The organism is Methylophaga sp. (genome assembly GCF_965655755.1).
GTDB lineage: Bacteria > Pseudomonadota > Gammaproteobacteria > Nitrosococcales > Methylophagaceae > Methylophaga.
This window is the reverse complement of record NZ_CBFHHW010000035.1, coordinates 1-22,845: the sequence shown is the minus strand read 5'-3', so window position 1 is coordinate 22,845 and position 22,845 is coordinate 1. Positions and strand designations below refer to the sequence as shown.

Annotated in this window: 20 protein-coding genes and 1 pseudogene; 4 read left to right on the top strand and 17 right to left on the bottom strand. The window is 45.6% G+C overall.

The features are described 5' to 3' along the window. The 10 genes and pseudogenes from ACTF5U_RS10900 to ACTF5U_RS10855 form a co-directional block, all read right to left on the bottom strand. Positions 1 to 241: pseudogene (locus ACTF5U_RS10900) on the bottom strand (hypothetical protein); the annotation flags it as partial. Between the two features lie 11 nt (positions 242 to 252). Beyond that, positions 253 to 1,038, bottom strand: coding sequence for an SDR family oxidoreductase (locus tag ACTF5U_RS10895; protein ID WP_438971658.1), 786 nt, complete (start codon positions 1,036 to 1,038; stop codon positions 253 to 255). After that, entirely contained in the window at positions 1,026 to 1,694 is a 669-nt protein-coding gene (locus tag ACTF5U_RS10890; protein ID WP_438971657.1) for a TenA family transcriptional regulator, read from the bottom strand. Before ACTF5U_RS10890 ends, ACTF5U_RS10895 begins: the two co-directional genes overlap by 13 nt. Further along, positions 1,695 to 3,137 (bottom strand): AMP-binding protein, encoded by a 1,443-nt coding sequence (locus ACTF5U_RS10885; RefSeq protein ID WP_438971656.1) that lies wholly within the window; start codon positions 3,135 to 3,137, stop codon positions 1,695 to 1,697. 8 nt (positions 3,138 to 3,145) lie between these two features. Continuing rightward, entirely contained in the window at positions 3,146 to 3,850 is a 705-nt protein-coding gene (locus tag ACTF5U_RS10880; protein WP_438971655.1) for a thermostable hemolysin, read from the bottom strand. Between the two features lie 88 nt (positions 3,851 to 3,938). Beyond that, positions 3,939 to 5,174, bottom strand: a complete 1,236-nt coding sequence (locus ACTF5U_RS10875; protein WP_438971654.1) for a TolC family protein — start codon at positions 5,172 to 5,174, stop codon at positions 3,939 to 3,941. Positions 5,175 to 5,250: 76 nt separating this feature from the next. Beyond that, positions 5,251 to 8,319, bottom strand: a complete 3,069-nt coding sequence (locus ACTF5U_RS10870; RefSeq protein ID WP_438971659.1) for an efflux RND transporter permease subunit — start codon at positions 8,317 to 8,319, stop codon at positions 5,251 to 5,253. Positions 8,320 to 8,384: 65 nt separating this feature from the next. Further along, positions 8,385 to 9,617: an efflux RND transporter periplasmic adaptor subunit gene (locus tag ACTF5U_RS10865; protein WP_438971653.1), complete on the bottom strand. Its 1,233-nt coding sequence runs from the start codon at positions 9,615 to 9,617 to the stop codon at positions 8,385 to 8,387. A 49-nt stretch (positions 9,618 to 9,666) separates the two neighbouring features. Further along, the gene (rapA, locus tag ACTF5U_RS10860) at positions 9,667 to 12,513 is read right to left on the bottom strand and encodes an RNA polymerase-associated protein RapA (RefSeq protein ID WP_438971652.1); all 2,847 of its coding nucleotides are present in this window, start codon (positions 12,511 to 12,513) and stop codon (positions 9,667 to 9,669) included. A 15-nt stretch (positions 12,514 to 12,528) separates the two neighbouring features. Continuing rightward, positions 12,529 to 12,807, bottom strand: a complete 279-nt coding sequence (locus ACTF5U_RS10855; protein ID WP_438971651.1) for a cupin domain-containing protein — start codon at positions 12,805 to 12,807, stop codon at positions 12,529 to 12,531. 87 nt (positions 12,808 to 12,894) lie between these two features. Between ACTF5U_RS10855 and ACTF5U_RS10850 the strand changes: the two genes are divergently transcribed. Next, a complete protein-coding gene (locus ACTF5U_RS10850) occupies positions 12,895 to 13,482 on the top strand; it encodes an IMPACT family protein (protein ID WP_438971650.1) in 588 nt (195 codons plus the stop codon). Here ACTF5U_RS10850 and ACTF5U_RS10845 read toward each other — a convergent pair. The 6 genes from ACTF5U_RS10845 to ACTF5U_RS10820 all read right to left on the bottom strand — a co-directional run bounded on the left by ACTF5U_RS10845 (position 13,472) and on the right by ACTF5U_RS10820 (position 17,847). Continuing rightward, positions 13,472 to 14,005, bottom strand: a complete 534-nt coding sequence (locus ACTF5U_RS10845; RefSeq protein WP_438971649.1) for a class I SAM-dependent methyltransferase — start codon at positions 14,003 to 14,005, stop codon at positions 13,472 to 13,474. The two genes, ACTF5U_RS10850 and ACTF5U_RS10845, sit on opposite strands and share 11 nt — an antisense overlap. Before the next feature lie 98 nt (positions 14,006 to 14,103). Continuing rightward, positions 14,104 to 14,826, bottom strand: coding sequence for a DUF445 domain-containing protein (locus ACTF5U_RS10840; protein WP_438971648.1), 723 nt, complete (start codon positions 14,824 to 14,826; stop codon positions 14,104 to 14,106). After that, positions 14,819 to 15,103: a hypothetical protein gene (locus ACTF5U_RS10835; RefSeq protein ID WP_438971647.1), complete on the bottom strand. Its 285-nt coding sequence runs from the start codon at positions 15,101 to 15,103 to the stop codon at positions 14,819 to 14,821. The genes ACTF5U_RS10840 and ACTF5U_RS10835 overlap by 8 nt, the downstream gene beginning before the upstream one ends. 15 nt (positions 15,104 to 15,118) lie before the next feature. Then, positions 15,119 to 16,420 (bottom strand): M18 family aminopeptidase, encoded by a 1,302-nt coding sequence (locus tag ACTF5U_RS10830; protein WP_438971646.1) that lies wholly within the window; start codon positions 16,418 to 16,420, stop codon positions 15,119 to 15,121. Between the two features lie 531 nt (positions 16,421 to 16,951). Continuing rightward, positions 16,952 to 17,380 carry a hypothetical protein gene (locus tag ACTF5U_RS10825; protein ID WP_438971645.1) on the bottom strand — a complete coding sequence of 143 codons (429 nt, stop codon included), beginning with the start codon at positions 17,378 to 17,380 and terminating at the stop codon, positions 16,952 to 16,954. Then, on the bottom strand, positions 17,377 to 17,847 hold the full coding sequence (locus ACTF5U_RS10820) for a YcgN family cysteine cluster protein (protein WP_438971644.1): 471 nt from the start codon (positions 17,845 to 17,847) through the stop codon (positions 17,377 to 17,379). Before ACTF5U_RS10820 ends, ACTF5U_RS10825 begins: the two co-directional genes overlap by 4 nt. Between ACTF5U_RS10820 and ACTF5U_RS10815 the strand changes: the two genes are divergently transcribed. The 3 genes from ACTF5U_RS10815 (at position 17,846) to ACTF5U_RS10805 (ending at position 21,244) form a co-directional block, all read left to right on the top strand. After that, positions 17,846 to 18,325, top strand: a complete 480-nt coding sequence (locus ACTF5U_RS10815; RefSeq protein WP_438971643.1) for a DUF6231 family protein — start codon at positions 17,846 to 17,848, stop codon at positions 18,323 to 18,325. The genes ACTF5U_RS10820 and ACTF5U_RS10815 overlap by 2 nt on opposite strands. A gap of 70 nt (positions 18,326 to 18,395) precedes the next feature. Continuing rightward, entirely contained in the window at positions 18,396 to 20,483 is a 2,088-nt protein-coding gene (ppk1, locus tag ACTF5U_RS10810; protein WP_438971642.1) for a polyphosphate kinase 1, read from the top strand. Positions 20,484 to 20,488: 5 nt separating this feature from the next. Continuing rightward, a complete protein-coding gene (locus ACTF5U_RS10805) occupies positions 20,489 to 21,244 on the top strand; it encodes a ParA family protein (RefSeq protein ID WP_438971641.1) in 756 nt (251 codons plus the stop codon). Positions 21,245 to 21,498: 254 nt separating this feature from the next. Here ACTF5U_RS10805 and rlmKL read toward each other — a convergent pair. Then, on the bottom strand, positions 21,499 to 22,845 hold a 1,347-nt coding region (gene rlmKL, locus ACTF5U_RS10800), incomplete at its 5' end, for a bifunctional 23S rRNA (guanine(2069)-N(7))-methyltransferase RlmK/23S rRNA (guanine(2445)-N(2))-methyltransferase RlmL (protein ID WP_438971640.1).

Sequence of the window (22,845 nt, the reverse complement as noted above, 5' to 3'; positions counted from 1 at the left end):
TGCCTGCATATGTAGATGAAACTATACCACGCCATATTAGCGCCTCAGCCGATTCTGAATGTGCATTAACAATAGCATCAGCCTGCTGGCTCAACTGTTCAAAACGTTGTTTTTGTTGTTTGCCTTTTAACGTGTAATTCGCTTCAGCCCAGCCTTTCTGAAGTTCTGATACGTCTTGCATCACATCCGCTGCAACTGAAAAACTCACTATTAAAGCCATTATTACGATCATTTTTTTCATGATTTTCTCCATCATAGATAGCGTTTGATTACTGCTAGTTGTTTTCGAAAGGACTGATCGACCAGTGCTGGAAACAGACTATTAATTCGAACAAATAGCTTTTCCGGCCAGCCCAGATAAGCAGTTCTCCCTTTTTTCCCGAGAAAACTCACCAGCTCAGAAGCGACAAGTTCAGGGCTATCCATCGTATTGCCCAGCGCTTCATTCATTTCATTCACACGATTATCATTTAAAGCGGTTTGTGTGGCTCTTGGTGCAAAGTAACGGACATCAACTGCTGTATCTGACAATTCCCTTGCCAAAGATTCACTAAATCCCCTCAGGCCAAACTTAGTAGCGCAATAAACGCTATAGCCGGGCATTCCGATGCTGCCGAGTACTGAACCGACATTGATAATGGAAGCTTTTGGTTGTTTGCGTAATAATGGAAGAAAATCACGGCTCAAAGCAATTTGACTAGTGAGATTGACACGAATAAGTGTATCGAGTTGGTCATCTGTGTAATCAGTGATTTTTGCAAAACGATTAATGCCGGCAATATTGATAACAATAGAGGGTTGGCGCATCAATTCCTGACACGTTTGAATCAACTTCTGACGACCGCTTACCGAACTGAGATCGGCTTCCACTGTGTAGTGTTTATTGCCAAGCGTCTCATTCAATTGATCGAGTTGAGTGGCATTGATATCTGTGAGAATCAGACTAGCGCCCTGTTTATCAAGCAAGCCTGCCACCGCCTGCCCTATCCCACCCGCAGCTCCGGTCAATACAATGGTATTTTCTTTTAGAGTGAACATGGCATCTGCTCACCTGTCAGACTACGAAAGATATTACCGTAGAGATAATAAAAGCGTTTGGCTGAAGAGATAATTAGTTCTTGCTCTTCAGGGTCTGATATTCGATTCATCAGTTCTTCAAAAAATTTCACATGTTCCAGATCCAGAGCACCATGGGATCGCAGGTAGCTAAAGGCTTTATTTGGTAAATCACATGTCTGTTGAATAGCCTCAGCCGCCTTGTCTGCTGAAGTGATGCTTGTTCCCTCAAGCACATGAACCATGCCAAAAAATCCAAGAGGATTAACCCGTTGAGCCATATCGTAGGCATAAGCCACCATCAATTCTGTATGAAAGTCTGGCGCGCCGTTTCTAACAACCTCTTTATCACCACCACAAGCTTCAATATCATTCAAAATCCACTCCTGGTGACCAACCTCCTCGTCGATATATTCAGCAACCGCTGTTCTAAGCCATTCTTTTTCCTCCGGCAGTCTTCCGCCCACAGTCATCAAAAGAGGTACTGTGTGTTTGACGTGATGATACGCCTGAGTCAGAAACTCAATATACATCTCCCGTGTGATATTGCCGGTAAACGCTCGTTCAAAAATAGGGGCTGTGAAGAGTTGATTTCGGGCATCAGTCGTCTGCTCCTGTAATACATCAAAAAAAGCCATCTATGCTTGCTCCTTGTAGGTCATTTCAATATTAGGTTCAAAAAGTCTTGTGACCTCATCGCGTACGGGTTTCCCATTAGCTGTGAGTGTTCCATCGGCCATATTTAGTGGGTTTTCAAGACGAATCCAATGATTCACTTGAGCGTAATCTGGCAGAACTGAATCGAGTTGTTTCAACCACTTTGTTATCAGAGAATCAGGGACAGATGGATGCCGAGGGTATATCAAGGCGACGCAATAGGGTCTGGCATCACCAGTAACAACACACTGCGCAATGATCGGATTGGACAATACTTCACTTTCTACCCACTCTGGGTTGATATTGCGACCAAAGCTGTTGATTAGAAGGTTCTTTTTACGGCCCATGATGTGCAGATAGCCTTCTTTATCCAGAAAGCCAATGTCGCCGGTATATACTGCTTCAGGCAACCAGCTTTCTGGTTCATTCACATAACCCAGGAAGCTATTACCTCTGACAACAACCTCATCATTTTCCAGTGTCACGTTGATATGTGAGAGTGGTTTCCCTGCACTACCAGTCTGATGGCTTACAGGACTGTTTAGGCTCACTACTGAACTGCATTCTGAAAGCCCATACCCTTCATAGATTGGCAAACCAGCTGCTTTTGCCGATTGCAACAATCCGGAGCCAACCCGACTTCCACCCACTGCCACAAATTTAAGACTTGTAGGAGGCGTCCAGCCGGAATTGATTTTTATAACCAGGGCAGACAATAGGCCCGGCAATAGAATCAGACTATTAGGTTGGTAAAAATCAATTGCGCGAGTGAACAAATCAACATTAAAGTTACTACTGCCGTTAAATCCAAGTTGTGCCGCAGGCAATAACACCACCTGCCCGCCACTTAGTAAGGGTGAATAAATACCCGCGATGTTTTCCAATAAGGTTGGTAAAGGCAATACACATAAGTGCTTTGTCTTCTCTATACCGATGCGTTCAACGATAGCTTTGGCCACACTGAGTTGATTTTGCTCACTTAAACACACTCCCTTAGGCTCACCCGTTGAACCTGAAGTGAATGTCATTTTCACAGTGCCAGCAGGAATTTCTGCTTCTTGCTCAGCTTCAAGGTTAATAATCTTCAGCGTATTGATAAGCCGGTCAGCATCAAACGCCATATTCTGATCGGTGATTAGAGCCACTGCGCCACTTTGATTAAGGCTGAACTCACGTTGCTGTTGGCTGAAAAAAACCGGAATCGGAAACAGTGTCACGCCCGCTTGCAAACAAGCTAAATCAACAAGGACCCAGTCGATGCTGTTGTCCGCCATCAGGGCGATCGTTTTGCCATTAAATGCTGAAAGAAAATCGGCAAGTCGACTGATATCTTTCATCATGGCTGACCAGCTAAGTGTACCGGCGTGATCCTGGAGAGCAATGGCATCGCCCTGCGTCTCAGCAACAAATGCAAGGGTGTCCATCAATTGCGTCATTTGATTAATTGGGCTTTGAAACGGTTGATCTGCGAACCGTAGCTATCTCGTAGCTGCGCCATGAGTGGTTGTTCGTTTATACTGCTGAAACTATGCTCAATGTTAGCGGCCAGAACAACCGGACGATCATCATAATAGCTACCCCATTTCACTGATTTATCCGTTAGAAGGTTAGGATCAGCCTCTTTAATAATGAAAGCTGAGAGCTGCATTCTGGCAAGCCAGGTTTTCACCGCTCGGTTGGCAGTAAACACAACCCATCCATACCCGGCATCGTGAAGGATTTGGGCCAGTAATAAAAACAAGGTCTGGGTAGCACGTTGTCGGCCTGACGCCAGATTGCCAATTTCAACAATACTATCTCGTTCGACAATATTATGAGTAATCAGTCCCAGCGTCGTCTCAATATCACAATCAAGGTATTGCTCTAAAAAGAGTTTATTATCCGATGCCGTTTGAAAGCCGAGCGCTGCACTGATTCCTTTTTCGTTGGAAGCAGATAAAAGGAATGGCAGGAAGCCTCTGATCTCAGCACCATACTGACTGGCAAATCGTTGATAAATAAAATGTTCGGTTGTCTCTCTCTCAGCACTGTTCGCTTGGTGCAAGTCCAGTTTAAACACTGGTAACATTTGATGGTTCGTATTCCGTTCAAGAAAACGAGCCTCAAGTGGCGTACTATCAAACGATAAAGCTTCCATACCCGACTCCCATCTGTGACTAGTTCAGCACAGATTAACGGGCTTATCTTAAGAGAAAATTAAGTGGAATCTATTCTGAAAAAGATGCTTAGAGGATGATGCCAAGGGCTTGATTAACAGCCGCTTTTTGCTGCTGAACTTGAACTTCCAACTCACGTTTTCGGCTTTGACTGTTATTGGCTAATACCTGACTGCGAAGTAAATCAATCAGGTTTACCTCACCTAAATCAAAAGCACGCTTTTGTAGCTGATAATACTGCTGAGTAGTTTCATCTTGTTCTTTGGCCAACGTTAACTGTTGACGTGTGCTATCAAGTTGCTCTTTACGACTTAATAATTGCGTTTTCAGATCACGCAGTAAAGCCTGTCTTGCCACCTGCGCATCAGCAAGTTCAGCAGATGCCTGAGCAATGGCAGGTCGGCTATAACGACTATCATCCAGGGCAAAACTGATACCTACACCAATACTATTATTAAAAGCTTCGCCGGAATTACCACGATCACGCCTGACGCCTACAGAAAGGTTAGGATTAACAGAACCATCGAAATGGGCAATACCTCTCTTTGCCTGTAACCGCGCAATCACTTGATCCTGAAGTAACAGCTCCGGGTGTGATTGCTCCAGAGTTTCTGATTCAGTGATCGTTTCTTCTATGCTGGCCGGAAGTTGAGTTTCGCCTGTGATTAAGCTGTAGGTTTTGAGTTTCTGTTGCAGATTGGACTGTGCATTGGCCATACTGCTGTGCGCTTCTAACGTATTACTCCTCGCTAACAGGCGTTCTGTTTTAGCCAAATCCCCCGCTGCAACGCGATTATCAACGTCTTTTTCCAACTTTTTAGCTGTTTGCCAGGCAATCCTTGCTTGTTGAAGCTGTGCTTCAGCCAGTTTTATCTGCCACAGCAGTTGGCGAACTTCGCCTGATGCCTGCAACTTTAATTGTTGCTGATACGCTGGAAGCTCTGCCGCAATTTTATCAGAGAGAGCCTGTTGTTTTTGTTTCTGGCCGGGTAACCATAAAGGCATATCGACCCCGCCTTCCCACTCCTGGAAGCCATCACTACTTCCTATCGCATCGTTAAAATGACTCAGGTTCCCAGTCATAGGTTCAGCAAATAAAGCATGACTTACAGCATCATTAGCCTGTTTGAGCTGCTCGTATTTGCCTTCTCCCATCTTGCCCGGCAATCGTTGATAGACTTTTTCAGCAAGACTCTCCAAGCTCAATTGTTCAGAATAAGTAGCCCTAAGCTCTTCAGCAAAAACATTCTGACAAAACAGTCCCGTTATCAAGGCAACGACCAGCCCGTGCTTAGTAAGGTGCATAAATTTCCTTTTGTCTTTATTTAAGCTGTAAATGATAATAATCGTATAGTTTTATCAGATAAACCTTATCTCAATATTAAGTCTGATTTGTTGAGGTAGTCATCATCTGGTTCTTCATCTTATCTGCCGCACTCTCATGCACAGACAGCATCGCTGGAATAACCATGAGCACAAGTATGGTTGCAAACATTAAACCAAAAGAAATAGAGACAGCCATAGGGATTAAGAATTGCGCCTGGAGAGATGTTTCAAACAATAAGGGCGTTAATCCCCCCACTGTGGTCAACGACGTTAACAAGACGGCCCGTAAACGTTTACTCGATGCTTCAATAATCGCTTCTTGAGTTTCCATGCCCGCTTCACGGAGTTGCTTGAAGAAGGTCACCAGAATGATTGAATCGTTGACCACAATCCCGGATAAGCCAAAAATCCCAAACAAAGACAAAATTGTCAGATCAATGTTTAATAACCAATGTCCAAAAATTGCGCCAATCAGGCCGAAGGGAATCGCTGCCATGACGACTAATGGCCAGCCATAGGAAGCAAATACCCAGGCAAGGACAAGGTATATCATGACAAATGCCAGCATCATACCTGTAACCATATCGCCTATTGTTTCAGCCTGCTCTTCAGCCCGACCTTCATAGGCAATATCCACCCCGTAACGTGAAGATATATCCGGTAAAAATTCCTGCTGCATATCGGCCAGAATTTCATTGTTATTATTCACTAGTGGATCAACGGTTGCGGTGGTATGGATGGCAAGCTGACTATCAGTATGGCGTAATACATCAAACCCACGTCGTGATTCAAATTCGACCACACTTGATAATGGCGCACTGCCACCCTGAGGCAAGCGCACCATAAAGTTCTCCAGCGTCGCTAATGTATTACGCTCGTTGTTGGGCAGCATGACTCGTACTTCCACTTCATCATCACCATCCTGGAAAATCTGCACCAACTGGCCATCGAAGGCGGCACGTAATTGTCGGCCCACATTATTCACAGTCAGACCTAAGACCTCGCCCTGACCTTTGATACGATAAATTAGTTGCTCCTGTCCATAGGGCATATCATCTTCAATCGCGCTAACTCCGGCATAGCCTTTTAATTTTTCTGACACATCCTGAGAAGCGGCTTTCAATACTTCCGCTGATGCGCCAGTAAGACGGATATCAATATCTTTCCCGGGTGGGCCGCCCCGACGTTCAGTAATGGTAAAGGTCTCAATACCCGCTGGGAGATTGATATTATCCTGCCAGGCCCTGATAAAATCCTTATTACGGATATCACGCTTATCCGGTGAAATCATTTCCAGTTGGATCGAACCAAATCGTTCATCGACCTGAGAATTGCCCCCATTAGGGTTTGATGAGGCGGCCTTTCCGAGACGTGTTACAGCCATGTCGAGAATGTCCGCATCGATCTCTGCCGAGGTTTTGTCCAAAGCCTGATTTACGTGCTCTAGAAAACGTTCAACATGAGAAGCCGGGGTACCTGCAATAAATCGTGCATTCGCGATAATGGTCGTCCCTTCCGGTGAAGGAAAAAAGTTAAACAAAATACGTCCACTTGCGAGCAACCCGAATGCCACAATCAGTAAAGCGATGGTGGCCGTTATTGTGGTCCAACGATTTTTTACGGCATGCGTCACCAATGGTTTGAATTGCTCGTCACGGAAATAATTGAATTTATCATCTAGGTAACGTCTAACCCGTCCCGGCTCAGCATGATGCATTGTATGAAAAGAGTGACGTAAGTGACCGGGAAGTATAAGAAAGCTTTCAACCAGTGAAGCGATAATGACACATAAAACAACAAACGGAATATCAAATAGAATATTGCCGATAACGCCACTTATCATCATCAGTGGAAGAAAGGATGAAATTGTGGTTAACGATGACGAAATAACCGGTGCCAGCATTCTACGGGCGCCGCCCTCAGCAGCAGTTAACGATCGTTCACCACTTTGATAATGCGATAAGGCATCTTCGCCAACAACGATTGCGTCATCAACGATAATCCCAAGAGACATAATCAAGCCGAACAAACTGATCATATTAATGCTGCCGCCCAGCATAAAAAGAACAAAAAGTGCAGCCATAAACGAAACGGGTATCCCCACCGCAACCCAGAAAGCTACCCGGCCATGTAGAAAAAGAAATAACACCCCAAGTACTAAGATCAGACCACTCAAACCATTGCTTAACAAGAGGTTAATTCGTTCTTTTATTAATGACCAACTGGCATCGTATACTTTAATATGGACGCCTTTGGGAAGATTAGGTCGTGTGTCCAAAAGCCATTGTTCCATAATCTTGGCAGAGTCCAGAGCATCGGCGTTTTCTGTTCGCTGTAGCTCAATCTCAACCGCTGGTTGTCCCTGATAAAAAACATTAACCTGATTACGCATAGGGCGACGTTCGATTTCTGCAACATCGTCAAGCGTCAGCAGACCACCGTTGAAATCACTTTTCAACGGTATGGTACTGAAGGCCTGTGCATCACGGCGCTGGCCCAGACTACGTAATTGACGGGCTGTTTCATCATTACCGATTTCACCCGCGGGTAAATCCTGACTCTGCTCACTGATACGCTGCGCGACTGCCTCAAAGCTCAGCCCTAATGCTTCAAGTTCATGAGTACTCAGTTGGATTGCAATTTCTTCTTCTGGAAGGCCGCTAATATTAACTCTTGAAATCCCTCTATCCAAAAGCTCATGTTCGATTTGATGCACCAGATCACGTAACTCACTGAGTTTGCCTTCCGTTGTAACCAGTAATCGCGCGACACTGTCATAACGGGTTGCCAAGGTAACTTCAGGCGTTTCAGAGTCTGTCGGTAAATTACGTAGCCGGGCAACATGGTCCTTTACCTGATCCAGAGCCTTACCCATATCAGTGCCTTCTTCAAACTCAAGCGTCACCAATGACGACCCATAGGAAGAAGTTGAGGTCATTTTGTCGACATAATCGACGGTTCTTAGCTCTTGCTCGATACGGCTTGATAATGAGTCTTCGACATCTTCAGCACTGGCTCCACGCCATTCAACCCGGACGCTGACGATATCCAATGCAAAGTTAGGGAAGAACTGGGTATTGAGCTTGCTTAACGCGAGCGTACCTGCGATCAACATAATGATCATCAATAGATTAGCCGCAACTTTATGTTGAGCAAATATACCTATAAAGTCTCGTCGTGTTTCCCCGCTCACTCAGCGATCTCCACCTGAAGACCAGTGATAGCATTCGGTAATTGAGTCGCTGCAATTTTATCGCCGACCTGGAGGTCATCGCTGCGAATGAGTACCGTGTTCTGTCCGGATGCATTCTTAACTTCACCCACTCGCTCAATCGTGACTGACTTAAGCGTACCCTCTTCAATCACGTATACGTGGTCAAGCCCGTACAAAGCACTAAAAGGAATTTCGATAACCTGTTCCTGCTCTGCCAGTTGTAACTGGAGTTCAACAAATGTCCCTAATGGCAGAGGCTCAGCGTTATTAATAATTCTGAAGAGTCCATCCAGACCGCCACTGTCTTCCCTGACTTCGCCAGATAAACGGGTTAATTCCAGGCGCATGGTTTGACCATCAAGTTCAGCTACTGCCAACAGTGGCTTTCCTTGTCGGATCATTCTCTGCACTTGGGTGATATAACGCCCGGGTATCTGAGCTCTGACTTCAAGGTTATCGAGATCATAAACCTGAAGAAGAATATCACCGGCACGTACTCGGTCACCCATAGCAACGCTGAGACGCGCAACACGTCCATTAAACGGTGCTTTGATATCGGTTCGGCTAAGATTTACCTGACTTTGCTCAAATAAAGCTTGAGCACGTTTTAATGACGCGTTGAGCTGTGCCAGACGTGCAGGATGCTCATTAATATCAAACTGCAGCTGCTTAAGGGATAAAACGCGTGATTCATAAGCCGCCATCGCGTCATCCATTGTGGCCTTTGAAGCCAGACGGCTCTCTTCCAGTTTCTGGGCACGTGATACCGCATTATCCGCCAACGCGACCAGTTTTTTTTGGTTCGATAATAAGGCCTTATCACGCTTAAAACGGGTTTCTTCGCTTTCTATAGCTGCTTTAATTTCATCAATATCTGCCTGTCGCTGTTGCATTTGCAGACTCACGTCGGTTTCATCCAGCTCTAATAATAGTTGACCTGATTCTACGCGATCCCCCTCGAGAGCATGAACCTGCATAACATCAGCTTCCAATGCTGCTTTAAGCGAAGCATCCCGTGGCGTTTCAACCCTGCCATAAATAGTGATTTCAGGTGATACGGAGGTAAATTCGGTCGTTACAGCTTCAACCAACCACGCCTTATCAGCCTGTTCCCGAACGGCTGTTTCCGGGCGGGTCAGCTTGAGCACACTAAAAACGACGACTGCAACAACGATAATAATGAAAGGTAAAGCAATCTTTTTAAACAATGTGTGCTCCGATAGATTTCCGTTCTATATCAACAAAAACTGTCCGTCATCACGATGGTTCTGTGACAATCGCAACTCTGACGGCATCCAGCCTTAATTCAGCTGATTGTATACTATCCGCTAGATGATTCCGCCTGTTTACCAGAAATTCGATTTCCTGTTGACGGATAGCCGGGTTGACTTGAGCCAACGCTTGCAGCCGGTGCTGCTCTGATTCAAGTTCAGCATGCATCTTTTCCAATGCTTGCTGTCGGATTAACTGCTGCGGCTCCAGTACTGCCTTTTCGGCATGCTCTATTAGCCCTGAAATCTGTCCTCTGGCGTGGCGAATTAATTCCTGTGCTGTGGCTCGTGGTATTCGGCCAGCCAGTTTGTTGAACTGCTGATCCGATAACCGTTCCTGATATTGCTTTCCTTTTTCATCCACAACCAAACGAAGATGACTTTCTGCAATAAAACGATCCGTTTGTAATTGTCTTCCCGAAACGCAGTTCACTACAAATAAGGCTTCCAGTAACAAGGTACCGGCAGTAAAAGCATTGGTTTCCAGTGTACAGAAAGCACTGTTACCCAGATCACTACTTATAACCAAATCCATGGCGCCTGTGACCATGGGATGTTCCCAGCTGAGAAACGCCATATCTTCACGCCCCAAAGCACGGTGGCGTTGATAGGTCGCTGTCAGACCATCCTCAGGTAGAGCCGGAAACTGGTCATAAAGCATATGCGTGCCGGGCTCGATAATAATGCTATCCGCACTGTGGGCCTGCTGCTCCACACCAAAAGCATCAAACACATCATCCATGTAATCGGCGAGCTCTAAGCCTCTCGTGACATCTTCCAGCTCGGCCACGATCTCTTCAGCATGTTGCACGTCAAACGAATTACGCTCCAATAAGCGATTTCTGCCTGATTGCAACGTAGCCAGAGTTTCATCCACTGTTTGTCTGGTGTGCTCAATCAATTTCGTTTGCGACCTTTTATCTTCCGCATCATTCAAACATGTCCGTAGCATCTCACCCGTCTGTGATACAACGGCTTGTCCTGCTGCAAAGACCCGCTCAAATGCATTCATGCCCTTGTGATACCAATTCAAAAGCACTTCCTGAGCACTGTTTTGATAATACGGCACATGAATATTCACCGTTTGAAGTTGCCCAATACGATCCAAACGACCAATGCGTTGTTCGAGTAGATCCGGGTTGGTCGGTAAATCAAATAACACCAGGTGCTGACAGAACTGAAAATTTCGACCTTCACTGCCAATTTCAGAGCAAACCAGACATTGTGCGCCGTCTTCATCATCGGCAAAAAACGCCGCGGCTCGATCACGATTGACCAAACTCATATCTTCGTGGAACACGGCACTGCGAACACCATGGTGAAGACGCAGCATGGTTTCCAAATCCATCGCGGTGTCAGCCTGTGCGCAAATTATCAGCACTTTATCCTGACGGTTTTCTTTTAAAAGTTCGACTAACCACTCAACTCGGCTATCACTCTGTAACCAGCCATCCCCAAGTATATTTTCTGGTAATAATAAGGGCTGTTCTGATTCGGCCAGGTCATCGGGCAGGGTTAAAGGATAGGTATGTAAAACACGATCAGGAAAACCGGCAACAACATCACGCGTATTTCGGAACAGCACGCGACCGGTGCCATGGCGATCCAGTAATTGTCTGATTGCCAACTGACTCGCATGTTCAAACGTGTCTTTTTGCCCCAGCTCAGCCAATAAACCTGTATCGAGATACTGTTCCAGCTGCGCTTGAACCGTTTTATTCTGAACTTGTTCAAACGCGGTATCTGAATCAAGCATCTCAATCAAATCACTGACCGGTTGGTAGGCTTTTTCTTGTTGTTTGAATGCTTCCAGATCGTGAAAACGATCCGGATCCAATAACCGCAGACGCGCAAAATGACTCTCGATTCCCAGTTGCTCGGGTGTCGCTGTTAGAAGCAGCAAACCAGGAACCTGTGCTGCCAGTGATTCAATGAAAGCGTACTCAGAACTGGCATTATCAGGCTGCCAGTATAGATGATGCGCCTCATCAACAATCAGCATGTCCCACTGCGCATCTTTAATATCTGCCTGCATCGCAGAATCTGCCACTAAGTCAGATAGACCACATAAAACCAATTGTGCGCTGTCGAAGGGATTCCCTTCATCAAGTTCGGTCAATGCTTCATGACGTGCTTTATCAATCAACGTAAAGCTCAGATTGAAGCGTCTCAGCATTTCGACCAGCCACTGATGCAATAACGCATCCGGTACGATAATCAGTGCTCTCCTGACCTGACCACTTAAGAGCTGCCGGTGCAGCACCAGACCCGCTTCTATCGTCTTTCCCAGTCCAACTTCATCTGCCAGCAAGACCCGTGGCGCATGACGCTGTGATACATTCTGTGCGATATAGAGCTGATGCGGTAAAAATTGGACCCGTCCGCCTAGCAAGCCATAAACTGAAGAACTGAGCAATCTGTGCTGATGCGCTAACGTTTTAGCGCGCAGTTCAAAATGACTGTTTTTATCGACCTGACCGGCAAACAGGCGATCTTGAGGTTTATTAAAATGAACACGACTGTCTAGATCCATTTCATGGATACTGACAGGCTCGCCCTCGCTGGTATCACCTTGATAGATATAACAGCCATTAAAATCCTGAACGACCGATATAGTGAAGCTCTGCTGGGCGCGGGTTTTAACCTCTTCACCTTCGGAATAAATAACGCGGCTCAGGGGGGCATTGTTGGCAGCATAGAATCGTGTTTCTTCTACTGCAGGAAAAAAGACTTCAATCTGACGACCGATTAATTCCTTGATGATCCCCAACCCCAGCTCAGCCTCACTGTTACTTACCCAGCGTTGACCGACAATAAACTCACTGTCTGACAAAATAGTCCCCGTTAATTAACCAAATTGATAATGTTTGCGTAAATCTCGCTTAATATCCCAGTGGCAGGATAAGCCTGCAGCAAAGGTTACCAAATCACCGGCCTCAAGATGTACCACTTCCTGACCATCTTCTGAGGTCACGACAACCTCACCCTCTAGGATGAGCGCTGTTTCTCTCTCATCGTAATGCCACGGAAAGGTTGATTTTTCTTTTTCCCAGACAGGCCAGGCATAGACACCCAGCTCAGTAAGCCGCGATTGTTCTGGCTGATGTTCCACAGTGATTGCTTTCATGGTTCCATCCTTAATAAAGGGAGATAAACACCTGCTATGGGTCGATATGTTAAATTGTTGTCTGTCTTTTTCCTATAGCTAGCAACAATGGCGTCCGAATTATTCACCCTTACATCGTCGGTACAAGCCGAGTATGAGATAAAAAAATCACGCTTTATCGGTGTCATTATGCCCTGTAATAGTGAGCAGGAAGCACTGCATCAGCTTGGTCTGTTAGCTCGACAACATCCCAATGCAAACCATCTGGCATTCGCCTGGCGGATTAGACAACCAGAAGGTTTTATCACAGAACGTTTTCACGATGCCGGCGAGCCATCAGGAACAGCAGGAAGACCTATTCTTGCGCCACTTGAAGGTGAATCACTGATTAACACCGTGGTTGGCGTGGTGCGGTATTTTGGTGGTATCAAACTGGGCACAGGCGGATTAACTCGCGCTTATGCCACCGCGGCAAAAGAAGCGATAGCTGCGGCGAAGATTATCCCCTGGGTGGAGATGGCTGAGGTCACGCTGGAAATTGAATATGCCCAATTGCAAATGTTGGAATACCAATTAAAACAGATTCGTGGCCAGATTCTGGATCAGCAGTTTACAGACAAAGTTACGGTAACTTTTAGTCTTCCCGCAGCATTACGCGCTGATATCGAACAACAGTTTTCCGGCTTTACAGGCTGAAAACCACAAACCGACCATCAATAACTGGCTTTTTAAAGCCATACCTATCAGCGATATAACTGAGTGTCTTACGGTGATACATGAACACATGCGTTGGATCGTTTTTGTAGTTCCACTGATGAAAGTCAATACCTTCGTGATAGATCTCAGTCATACAGAGAAGCTGACCTTGAGGGTTTAATAACGTTCTCAGCAAAGCGAAACTATCTGCCGGATGATGGAAGTGTTCTATAACCTCACAACTACATATGTAGTCATAAGTCCGGTTCAATAAACGCTGTTCGTTGAAAAATAAAGGATCGAAGGATGCTACGTTATACCCTTTTTTCTGCAGCACATGACTGATAACGGGCGCATGTCCCGCGCCAAAATCGAGGCCCGTATGTTGTGGCGAGAAGTAATGAAAAATATGCTGTGTGATAGGCGCTACAAAAGCCTGAAACCGAGGGTCCTCAACTACATTGTGGTGCTCCAGATAACGCGCTTTTTCTGTGTTTCTGTCAGGCCATAAGGCCTTATCCATAAAAATAGCCTGACAGAAACCACATTGATGATAGAGCCGCTGTTTAAACTGGTAGAACACCGCTGCCGAATGTTGGCAGAGCGGGCACGATATGGTCATTAGACAGGTAGAAAACTGGTGGCAAGTCCTATCAAACCGCCAAATACGCCGCCCCACACCACAAGCCAGCCCAGATGCTCGCGGATCATGGTCTGGATAATTTGCTTAACCATTTGCGGCGTTAATTCATCCAGCCGTGACTGCACAATATGTTCAATTTGCAGATGAATGTCATCAAATACAGACATACTGCTCAGCTTATCTTTCACACTGGCTTGAAATGAATCGCTATGAGCCATTTCGTTGAGTGACACTTTCATCTTGTCGATAAAGGGCTGTTTTAGTTTTTCCAATGCTGATTTTCCGCCAAACATTGACAGCATACTGCCAAATGAGGACTCCATTATCGTGTCTACCAGACTGTGGTAAGCCGGTTCCAGATCGGTATTGTCGATTACAGCACTGAAATCTAATTGATGATCGGCGTTATCAGCCACCAGCTCGGCCATAAAGCGATCGACATTGTCTTTACTAAAAAACTGTTCCATGACTAGCTGTTCAATACCGGATTTGAACTGGTCAAAGCGAGCAGTGATGACGCCTGAGCCATAAAGGCCAGGCACTTTTTCAAACAGCATATGAATCGCGAGCCAGTTCGTTATTCCACCGGCGAGTGCAAATAAGCCAGTATTCAGCACATGCGCTTTAAATGGTGGCTCGATGAATAATGCTGTAGTGACTAGACCGGTAGCCACCAGATTAGTAATAAGACTTTTATTCATTGGTCCATTTAGTTAACGCAGCAATGATTTGTGAGGCTTGGTCTCGACTGGAAATATTGAATTTCGAACGCTGATTGTATTCACCATTGCGTTTTTGATAGCGACGAATGGTATATTTTTCTGGACCAAAGTCATTTGTTTTACGATCCAAATCCTGATATCGAAACATCACGGTTGCCCAGGCACCTTTTGTCAGTACCACTTTGTCGAGTTCTTTGACGGTCATTTGCTCGCCTTCGAAATACTCAACGGTGAGTTCATCAACTGTTTCAGCCATAAAATAAAATTTCCTTTAGTGGGGGTTTTGATTAAAAAATGCCGTTAGAACGGTATATAACATCGATGCGTCCTGACTACCGGCCAATTCACGAATCGAATGCATGGCAAAGGTCGGCACACCGATATCCAGGGTACGAACACCAAGGTTTGAAGCAGTTATTGGACCGATCGTGCTACCACAGCCCATGTCCGTTCTGACCACAAAGTCCTGCACCGGTACATTATTTTTTTCGCACAATTGGCGAAATATCGCACTGGTCTCACTGCTCGTCGCATAGCGCTGGTTCGCGTTTGTTTTGATAACAGGCCCTTTGTTAAGAACCGGGCCGTGTTCAGCATCGTGACGATCCGCATAATTAGGATGAACTGCGTGTGCATTATCCGCTGAAATCATCATCGAATGATCAACCATACGCTGATAATTTTCGGTGGTTTGCGTCATTCTCTGTAGGACTGACTGTAAAAATGTCCCCTGTGCACCGCTACTGGACTGACTGCCGACTTCTTCATGATCATTGCAGACAAGCAGACTTGAAGTCTTTTCATCTGCGCTCAGCAACGATTGTAAACCAACATAACAACTGAGCAGGTTATCCAGACGTGCACCGCTGATAAAATCCGAAGAAAGTCCGGTCACAGCAGCTTTTTGCGTGTCATAAAAACACATTTCGTAATCCAACACTTTGCCGATTTTCAGATCCGGGTGCTGTTGACTGCACTGCTGTTCGAGCAAGGCCCTGAAATCAAGCTTATCGCCATCATCCAATTGCGTTAAAACAGGGGGTAAGTGCTGTTGAGGGTTGATAGTGCGATTTTGGTTAACGTCTCTATCCAGGTGAATCGCCAGACTGGGTATGACGGCAACCGCTTTTTCAAAATCAACCAGAACCTGATCAATTTGACCAGAGTCCGTTTGATAACTCACCCGCCCTGCCATCGATAAATCCCGATCAAACCATGGATTGAGTAGTGCGCCACCATACACTTCAACGCCAAGTTGAAACAAGGTGTTCTGTACCTTTTCCGGCTGTGGTTTCACCTTTAGGCAGGGACTGTCTGTATGTGCCCCGACCATGTTGATGCCTTGCCGGGCTAAATCACCTGCAGCTAATTTAAAAGCAATAATGGAAGAATCATTTCGTGTGACAAGATAACGACCGGGATTGAGTTGTCCCCAAGTCTCCCCTTCCTGTAATTCCAAAAAACCGTGCGCTTTGAGTAACTGCTTCATCGACGCCACAGCATGGTATGGCGTGGGGGAATTGTCTAAGAAGGAACAAAGTCCCTGATTGAATTCTGTTGTTGATGTAGCCATGATGCGTCGCTATCAGTGAAAGAATGAACGATATGATACCGGTTTTAAAGATAAGGTTCGATCTCTGTTAATCGTCAAGCACGCGACCACGATACATTCTTACGGGCTTTTTCCTCGCTGGTGCCGTATCCGGTTTTTTCATTTTGGGAATGCTTGGCTTTTCATCAATCTCAATACCACGGTATACACGCTTACGCCTTTCCGGACCGTTTTCATTCTGATTGAATTGTGTGATTTGTCGACAAAAGCACGGCTGCTCAAAGGCATTTTCATTTGCTGTTGAAATGAAAACCGTTCAATTTTTATAAACGGCAGTTCTGAAATGACCGCTTCACCACGCTCTTTCCCATATGACAGGGCGGTGATCTGACCCTTTTCAAGGAGAATGTGGCAGGCCTTGTTGTCGATGGTGGTGATAAAAAAAGTGCCAGTTTCTACAGCATGGCAAAGGTTCGCGAGATGGGTAAGAACTTCCGTATTTCTTATCATGTGTGGAGGGCAACGCTATGATGACAAAACATAGACCATAGACTACAACACATCTTCATCTTTGTTGGTTTTTTTCCTAACGCGCTTGGAAAGTCCGCCATGAAGACGACAGCGATCGGCTAAGGCACCCAATCCCCAGGCCTCAGGAGGTCTTATTGCAACAGAACGTTTACAACGCTTACCCCCGGGCAATCTGGCACCACACTCTGGCCGATAGCGTTTGATCTTTTCCCAGCCTTCCAGTGTTTGTGAGGCTTTGCGGATACCTTTCACTTCGCGTGGCGATAGCTGGCTCTGATCCACAGGATGGGTTTCTTGATCCGTATTGCGCCACCAATAACGCACCACGGGCACAGGTAAGCCAAAGCGTCGGGCCAGATCGTCAGGTTTACGATAGATTTCGTAATCCAACAACAGCAGAGCTGCCAGCTCTAACCTTGCGGTAAAATCACGACTTTCTTCAGGTCTCATGCATCTGGTTCGGGTTCATGGCTCAAACCAATGACCGCCTCTGTCAGATCATCAATCTCGTCTTCAGGTTGGGCAATATCGCGAACAGATATACCTGCTTTATGCACACTATTCGGATCACCTGTAATTAACGGATGCCACTCAGGAAGCGGCTCACCTTCTGCTAACAGCCGATAGGCACAGGTTGAGGGTAACCAGTCAAAGTAATGCGCATTTTCAATGCTGAGTTGAATACAGTCTGGTACCAGACTTTGTCGATTATCGTAATCTTTACAACGACAAGCCGTAATATCCAGTAACGAACAGGCCGCCTTGGTGTAGTACATACGACCGTCATCGTCGTCTTCCAGCTTGTGCAGACAACAGCGGGCACAACCATCGCAGAGACTTTCCCACTCTTCGTGAGTCATCTGACTTAGTCGTTTGTGTTTCCAGAATTCAACAGATGTTTTATCCTGAGTAGTCATGACAGATTCATATGCCTTATCCAGCCTGTTAGCGCCGTTCGTGAGTCAATTCAAACCGAAGTCAATATTGACCGCCGGTGAGACGGCAGCGACTTGTCTGCAAACTGATAATGATACTAGATTGCAGCATCTGACGACACCATTCAGCCAACAGCAACTTCTTGATATATCACCCATCGACCTGGCCCTTATCAGCCATTTAACTGAATCACTGGACAAATCCGATGCACAGCAATGGTTAGGCAAAATCAAAAATCTTTATGCGCCGCATGTGATTTTGATCAGTCATCCCGATTTAGCGCAACAGAAAAAATGGCAATTTACGGACTACCTAGCAATGGGGTTCAAGCACATTGCCGGCAGTGAAGACGGCTTGCAGGTATTCAGCTACGCTATAGAAAACTACCAACCCAAGCGTGAGTGGTTAAACAGCCGGTTCTGGGCCAATCCAGAAATGTACGACAAGTATCGCTGGTAATGTCATCACGATGTCATAATAAAGCGCTAGAATATAAGGATTAGTGTCTGTATCAGACCAAAAAGGAAATATGAAACAAGAACTCTCTATCGATCTAAGTAACCCTGAGCTATACATCAATCGGGAACTAAGCCTGCTCGAGTTCAACTGGCGTGTTTTGCAACAGGCACTGGATAGTAATGTCCCCCTTCTTGAACGCCTGAATTACCTCTGTATATCCAGTACAAACCTGGATGAGTTTTTTGAAGTGCGTGTCGCCGGCCTGATTCAACAAATCGAGATCGGCGATCCTTACCTTGAATCCGACCAGATAACCGCTCAAGAATGCCTCAAACTGATTAACCAGCGTGCCCATGAATTAGTAGAAGAGCAATACAAGGTCCTCAATGAGGTCTTGTTACCTGAACTGGAAAAAGAGGCCATTCAGATATTGCCGCGATCTCAATGGACGACGGAGCACAATAAATGGCTTAAAAATTATTTCAAAGAGGCCATCCTCCCCATTCTCAGTCCAATGGGACTGGACTCTGCTCACCCCTTTCCTCGCCTGCTTAATAAAAGTTTGAACTTTATTGTTTCGCTGGTTGGCAAAGATGCCTTTGGTCGTGACCGAGGTTATGCCATCTTACAGGCTCCTCGCGCCTTACCACGAGTCATTCAGCTGCCAGCTGAAGTATGCAATGAAGGTAAATACAATTTCGTCTTCCTGTCTTCAATTATCCATGCCTTTGCTGAAGACTTATTTTTTGGCATGAAAGTGAAAGGCTGTTACCAATTCCGTGTCACCCGAAACAGTGATCTTGCTATCGATACTGAAGAAACGAGTGATTTATTGGCAACCATTGCGGATGAATTAACATTGCGTAATTACGGTGACGAGGTCCGTCTGGAGATTGCCCATAATTGCCCTGAAGATATGGTCGAGTTTCTACGGAATGAATGTGCCATGGACAGTGACAATGTTTATTTGGTGAATGGCCCGGTCAACCTAAGTCGGATACAGGCTGTCAGCTCTCTGGTGGACAGACCTGATCTGAAATTTAAACCGTTTTCACAAGGGCGCCCTTCTGGTTTAAGTTCTGATGTTGATATTTTCGCTACCCTGCGTAAGCAGGATATGTTGTTACATCACCCCTATCAGTCCTTCACACCCATCATTGAGTTGCTCAAACAGGCAGCCACAGACAGTAGCGTGTTGGCAATCAAACAAACGCTGTACCGTACAGGCGCAAAATCACCTATTGTTGATGCACTGGTATCAGCCGCCCAGGCAGGGAAAGAAGTCACTGTAGTCATTGAGTTGCGTGCCCGGTTTGATGAAGAGGCAAACGTGGCGCTGGCCGCACGCTTACAGGAAGCGGGTGCCCATGTTGTATACGGTATTGTGGGCTACAAAACACATGCCAAAATGCTATTAATATTACGTCGTGAGAACAGCAAACTCCGTCGTTATGTCCATTTAGGTACCGGTAATTATCACCGAAGTACATCGCGCATATACACAGACTACGGCTTACTGACAACGGACAGGCAAATCGGGGAGGATGTGAATAACCTCTTTATCCAGCTCACCAGTCTGGGCAAGATCCCCCAGATGCACAAAATCCTGCATGCGCCTTTCACCTTACATGAAGGCCTCTTAAATAAAATAGAACGCGAGATTGAACATGCTCACGCCGGTAAAAAGGCGCATATTATTATCAAGGTGAATGCCGTGGTGGAGCAAGAAATGATTCAGGCTTTCTATCGTGCCTCTATGGCCGGTGTTAAGGTTGATCTGATTGTCAGGGGAATTTGCTGCCTCAGACCGGGTGTCAAAGGCTTATCTGACAATATTCAAGTACGCAGTATTATTGGTCGCTTCCTCGAACACACTCGTGTGTTTTATTTCGAGAATGATGGATCCCCAGAAATGTGGGCAGGTAGTGCAGATTTGATGAAACGCAACCTGCTTCGTCGTGTTGAAACCAGCTTCCCGATTGAATCTAAAAAACTACGTGAACGTATTCTTGATGATCTGAATGTGTATCTATCGGATAACTCACAAGCCTGGGTTTTAAATCAAGATGGTCGTTATCAACGCACAATTCGCTCGGAAAACGAAGAAGCTATTTCTGCACAGACAACCCTGCTAGAGCAAATGGCAAAAACGTATTAGGCCTCATGGAAACCATCGCTTTTTTTAATCTCAAGGGGGGTGTGGGTAAAACGACATCTGCCGTTAACATCGCATGGCATGCCGCCAATGAGGGTATACCTACCCTACTTTGGGATCTTGATCCTCAAGGGGCGGCAAGTTGGTTACTGAACAGGAAAGCTAAGTCAAAATCCGAACCCAAAAAGATATTGAGTGGAAAAACCCCTATAGGCAACCTGGTAAAAGCTACCGACTATGAACACTTGGATATCATTCCAGCAGACTTTTCAATTCGTGATCTTGAGCAGCAATTAATGCTTCAAAGCGAGCAGGACAAAAGTAATCTCATTGCCAAACTTATCGCGCCATTCAGTGAAAACTATGCCCTGATCATATTAGACTGCCCTCCCAGTTTTTCACTGTTGAGCGAACAGATTTTTGAGACGGCCAATTCTTTATATCTACCGTTGATACCGACCTATCTCTCACTGAGAACGTTCGATCAAACCCGAGAGTTTTTTAAGCAAAATAAACTCAAACCCAAACGTCTTCATGCTTTTTTTACCATGGTAGATCGGCGCAGGAGTTTGCATCGGCAGATGCTAGCGCACCCACCAAGAATGCTTAAAAATGGTTTACCTACACCGATACCCTATGCGGCAATAGTCGAAAAGATGGGTGACCATCAGGCGCCGCTGCCAGCATTTGATAAAAATGCCACTGTCAGCAAAGCCTACGCAGCACTATGGCAAGATATTAAAAAGACGTTGAGTGAGTTTTAATAATCTGAAATCTAACAAACATAACCTTGGGGATTTTCCTGAAGCCACTCTTGGTACGTCTGTGTCGGAGTAGTGAATTTAGGAAAATATTCGTCGCCCACATCCGGTCCGAAATGCTCCCACTCCCTAAGTGAATTAAACTGATTTTTTTCATCTGAACGTGACATCATTTTTACTCCGCTTTAAATATGGGAGTAATTTAAAGGACTGGATATCAACGCAATGTGAAACGAGCGAGAATTTCCTGTGAAATTTCAGGCCTGACTAAATACAATCAGCCAGCATTGGTGAATCTTTTTACTACGCTCAAAATCTTTAGGTATCGTTTGCTGGCTAATGTTACTGACTGACAAGCCTAACGCTTCAAGTTGTTCAGATGATAATTTAAAATCACTGCGGTTAGTCGAAAAAATCAACTCACCTGTTGGTGTAAGAAGCTTACTGGCCATCTTAATCAAAGACACATGGTCACGCTGTATATCGAATATACCTTCCATACGACTTGAGTTAGAAAACGTCGGTGGATCCAGAAAAATTAAACCATAGCGCTGTTCTTGCTGTTGAGCTGCCTGCAACCATTCCAGACAGTTGGCTCGAATAAAATGATGGCTATCACCTTTGAACAGGTTCAAACGCATATTATCCTCAGCCCAACTCAGATATGTATTTGACATATCAATGCTTGTGGTGCTTTTTGCTTGCCCTGCCGCTGCATAAACCGTTGCTGAACCGGTATATGAGAACAAATTGAGAAAGTCTTTGCCGGATGCTTTTTCTAATAGCATCTGTCGAGTGTCCCGATGATCCAGAAACAGTCCCGTATCAAGGTAATCGGTCAGATTCACCCAGAATTTCAAACCGTTCTCAGTGACTTCAAAGCGCTGGTTTTGTGATGCCTGCGTCTCATATTGCTGCGTACCACGCTGTTTTTGTCGTACTTTCAGCACCACATTTTTGACGGGTACATCAAGCGTTTCAGGAATCAACTGCATCGCTTCTTTCAGGCGTTCAATGGCTTTAAGCGGATCGATCTGTTTCGGTGGTGCGTATTCCTGCACATGAACCTGATCGCCATACATATCGATTGCAAAGGCGTAATCCGGTAAGTCTGCATCATAGACACGATAACTACTAAGGTCATTTTTGCGTGCCCACTTAGCTAAATGTTTAATATTTTTTTTCAGACGATTGGCAAACATTCGTCCCTGGTCGGTGATTTCAACCTCAGCGCTTTCGGTAGACACATAGTCTTCATCCGCCTCAGACGAGGACGATTGAGTCATCTCAGTCGTGCGCACCGGTTTAGGTGCACGGTAAAATAAGACGTCACAAGGAATCGGGCCATTATCAAATGGTACTGTGTCAAACAGGGTAAGTCCCGTAAACTGACCAAGCTGCGCATTGTCAGTTATTAAAGCTGTTCGCCAGCCGGGTAAATATTCATGCATAACATTACCCAGGCTCTCGTATAGATGATGTAGTTCATCCACATTACCGATACGCTCGCCATAAGGCGGATTACACACAAGTAATCCGACATTGGGTAAGTCTCGGCTTGCAGCCGGCCAATCAAGCAAACTTTTATGATGGACCTGAATACG